Source organism: Mycobacterium sp. (genome assembly GCF_035623875.1).
Classification (GTDB): domain Bacteria; phylum Actinomycetota; class Actinomycetes; order Mycobacteriales; family Mycobacteriaceae; genus Mycobacterium.
In genome coordinates, this window is sequence record NZ_DASPSP010000080.1 from 1 (window position 1) to 3,414 (window position 3,414).

A 3,414-nucleotide genomic window follows, 5' to 3' on the forward strand; every position below is an offset into this window, starting at 1 on the left:
GTGCAGCGAATGCGCCAGCATGCTGCGGCCGGCAACCGGGTGCAGCACCTTCGGAGTGTCCGAGCGCATCCGGGTTCCCGCCCCGGCCGCCAGGACCAGGACCGCCGATTCGCCTTGCGATGTCAAGAGAACCTCCTCGGCTTCGGGCTGCTTACTACCGCGCGCCTGCATGTCGGTACGTCGCCATTGTTTCAGCGTGTCATTATCCGCACGGTCGCGGCAAAGGAGGCGCACCGCCCCCGAATGATCGAACGATCCTCAGTCCTTGATTTGTTGCGTGACCAGCGTCGCGATCAACTTGAACCGGACAGCTCTCCCGCCGCAGGTCATAGCCCCTTATAGTCCCTGGCAAAGCGTCTTTGGAGTCGCAACTGAATATGTAGTTCGCGCGCAAAGGATGACCCCGTACTTTGTCGGTGCTGAAGCCAGCTCCGTCGCCAGGACTCGAACCTGAACTCTCAGAACCAAAATCTGATGTGCTGCCGATTACACCACGACGGACCACGCACCAGCGGCGAGCAGGCTCGCGCTTACCGATGCCTTCGTCAGACTGTAGTGCAACCGATAACCTGATAGGCGTGGCAGCGCCGGAGAAAGAGGTGCGCGCACCGCGCGCCAGGATGACCGGCAGCGAGCGGCGGCATCAACTCATCGATATCGCCCGATCGCTGTTTGCCGAACGCGGCTACGAGGGCACTTCCATCGAAGAGATCGCGCTACGGGCCAACGTGTCCAAACCAGTCGTCTACGAGCACTTCGGCGGCAAGGAAGGGCTGTACGCGGTCGTCGTCGACCGGGAGATGTCGGCCCTGCTGGATGGCATCACCTCGTCGCTGACCAACAACCGGTCGCGAGTGCGCGTCGAACGGGTGGCGCTGGCGTTGCTGACCTACGTCGAGGAACGCACCGACGGCTTCCGGATCATGATCCGCGACTCGCCGGCGGCCATCAGTTCGGGCACCTATTCCAGCCTGCTCAACGACGCCGTCAGCCAGGTCAGCTCGATCCTGGCCGGCGACTTCGCCCGTCGCGGTCTGGACCCCGGCCTGGCGCCGCTGTATGCACAGGCATTGGTCGGCTCGGTGTCGATGACCGCGCAGTGGTGGCTCGATACCCGCGAACCCAAGAAGGAAGTCGTGGCCGCGCATCTGGTCAACCTGATGTGGAACGGGTTGACCCATCTGGAAGCCGATCCGCACCTGCAGGACGAATAAGCCCTCAGCCGAGGTCGCGCGACAACAGGTCGGCGGTGGATTCGCGGCGTACCAGTTCACGGGCCCGACCATCCTTCACCGCGACCAGTGGCGGCCGGCCGACCATGTTGTAGTTCGATGCCATGCTGTGGTGGTAGGCGCCAGTGCAGGCCACCGCCAACAGGTCGCCCGAGTGCAGGTCGACAGGAAGCTCGACATCGCGGGCGATCTCGTCGCCTGCCTCGCAGTGTCGGCCCGCCACCGTGACCCGTTGCCTCGGTGCGAGGGAATGCCGATTAGCAAGCGCGACAGTGTATTTCGCCCCATACAACGATACCCGCGGGTTGTCGCTCATTCCGCCGTCGACGGCGACGAAGGTACGCCCGCCGGGTTGTGTCTTGATGCCGCACACCTCGTACAGGGTGACACCGGCCCGTGCGCTGATCGCCCGGCCAGGCTCGACCACGATGGTCGGCCGGGGGAAGCGTTCGGCGGCGCAGGCCGCGTCCAGCGCGTCCTCGATCACTTGGGCCAGCTCGTCGATGCTGAGCTCTGGGTCACCGGCCAGATACGGGATACCATGGCCGCCACCGATATTCAGCTCGGTCAGGATGACGCCGTGCCGGGCGCGGACGTCCGCCATGGCGGCGATCATCCGGCGAATCGCTTCGCCGTACAGCGCGGCATCGGTGACTTGCGAGCCGAGATGACAGTGCAGCCCGATCAGGTTGAGATTGGGGTGCGCCAGCACGCGCGCCACCGCGTCCGCGGTGTGCCCGCCCTCGAGGGTGAATCCGAACTTCTGGTCACTGATCCCGGTGGTGACGGCGTGGTGGCCGTGGATGTCGATGTCGGGGGTGACCCGGATCAGCACTCGCTGCCGCCCGTCCGCCAAAGCCGCGAGGTCGGTGATCTCGCTGCAGGAATCCAGCACAATGCGGCCAACCCCGTTGCGCACCGCGGCGCGCAAGTCGTCCTGCGACTTCGCGTTGCCGTGCATGATGATGCGGGCCTTCTCCACGCCGGCGGCCAGAGCCGTGGCCAGTTCGCCGGCGGAGCAGACGTCGACGCTGAGCCCCTCTTCGCGGACCCAGCGCGCCACCGCGATGGTCAGCAGCGACTTGCCGGCGTAGACGACCTCGGTGTCAGGCAACGCCTTGCGATAACGGCGGGCGCGACCCCGGAAGTCGGCCTCGTCGATGACGTAAGTCGGGGTGCGGAACTCGTCGGCGATGTCAGTGAGGGGCACCTCGCCAATGCAGAGCCGACCCTCGTCGTCGGCATGGGTGGTAAGCGGCCAGATCGCCGGATGGAACCGCGGCGGAGCCGCATAGCCTATGGAAGGCAGGATGTCCGGCAACGTTGTTGTCATAACTTCAGCGTCCGCGCGGGACCGCCGGGCGCCGCTGTCCTTACGGATCCTTGATGGTGCCGGGCCTGAATTTTGACGAAGTTCGGCGCCGGACTTCGGCCCCATACAATGGGCGGCATCTTGACGTCCTCTCCCGCGTGATAGCGGGAGATTTGAACCCCGTCGCGCCTATGTTGCAGAAGGACAGAGTTGAGGTTCACGGTTCGCAGACCGGCTAGTGCCGAGGTCTCCCCGTGCTGTCACCGCCCGTCCGGCGGCGATGTTGCGTGCGGCGTTCACGTCAGCGTGGCACGGCCCCGCATCGCAGGCGCCGCATTGGAAAACCGCTTGACTCTTGCGGTTTTCAGGCGCGACGTGCCCGCAGTGGGAGCATTGTTGCGACGTGTATGCTGCTGGGACACGTTCCAATCGCCCCGCAGCTTTGCGATCCAACCGGGCAACCATCAATCCCCATCCTTGGCGGCTGATCTCACGGTTGAGACTCCGTTTCTGCGCGACGTTGGTGCCTGGGCATTCGACAGTGCCGCGCGCCGACCGAGTCATGGCCCCCACACCCAAGTCCTCGACGCGGATCGTCGCAAACCGGCGCGCCACATCAGTGGTGGTCTTTTCCACCCAGTCCCGTCGGCGATCTGTTTCACGGGCGCGCAACCGCGCAATCGCCAGCCTCGTCCGTGCACGCCGATGAGATCCGTGGCGCGCTCGGGCCAAGCGCTGCTGCAGTCGGCGCAGCCGCTCGGCTTCGCCAGCGTTGAGGCCTGGGGCGTGCAGCAACTCCCCGCTAGACAACGCAGCCGACACCGTCACGCCGCGATCAACGCCCACCACGCTGCCATCGTCGGGTCCCGG

Annotated in this window: 4 protein-coding genes and 1 tRNA gene; 1 reads left to right on the forward strand and 4 read right to left on the reverse strand. The window is 65.4% G+C overall.

Annotation, left to right across the window (positions count from 1 at the left end; genetic code table 11):
* Both VEI45_RS06725 and VEI45_RS06730 read right to left on the reverse strand, forming a co-directional pair.
* A partial coding sequence (locus tag VEI45_RS06725) for an NTP transferase domain-containing protein (RefSeq protein ID WP_414687415.1) occupies window positions 1-171 on the reverse strand: 171 nt, incomplete at its 3' end.
* Between the two features lie 258 nt (window positions 172-429).
* Window positions 430-501, reverse strand: a tRNA-Gln gene (locus VEI45_RS06730).
* A gap of 119 nt (window positions 502-620) precedes the next feature.
* Here VEI45_RS06730 and VEI45_RS06735 point away from each other — a divergent pair.
* Window positions 621-1,214, forward strand: coding sequence for a TetR/AcrR family transcriptional regulator (locus VEI45_RS06735; RefSeq protein WP_324851344.1), 594 nt, complete (start codon window positions 621-623; stop codon window positions 1,212-1,214).
* A gap of 4 nt (window positions 1,215-1,218) precedes the next feature.
* Here the strand turns inward: VEI45_RS06735 and lysA are convergent, their stop codons facing one another.
* Together lysA and VEI45_RS06745 are read right to left on the reverse strand one after the other, a co-directional pair.
* Complete coding sequence (gene lysA, locus VEI45_RS06740) at window positions 1,219-2,565, reverse strand: diaminopimelate decarboxylase (RefSeq protein WP_324851339.1); 1,347 nt, start codon at window positions 2,563-2,565, stop codon at window positions 1,219-1,221.
* A gap of 168 nt (window positions 2,566-2,733) precedes the next feature.
* A partial coding sequence (locus VEI45_RS06745; RefSeq protein ID WP_324851340.1) for a transposase occupies window positions 2,734-3,414 on the reverse strand: 681 nt, incomplete at its 5' end.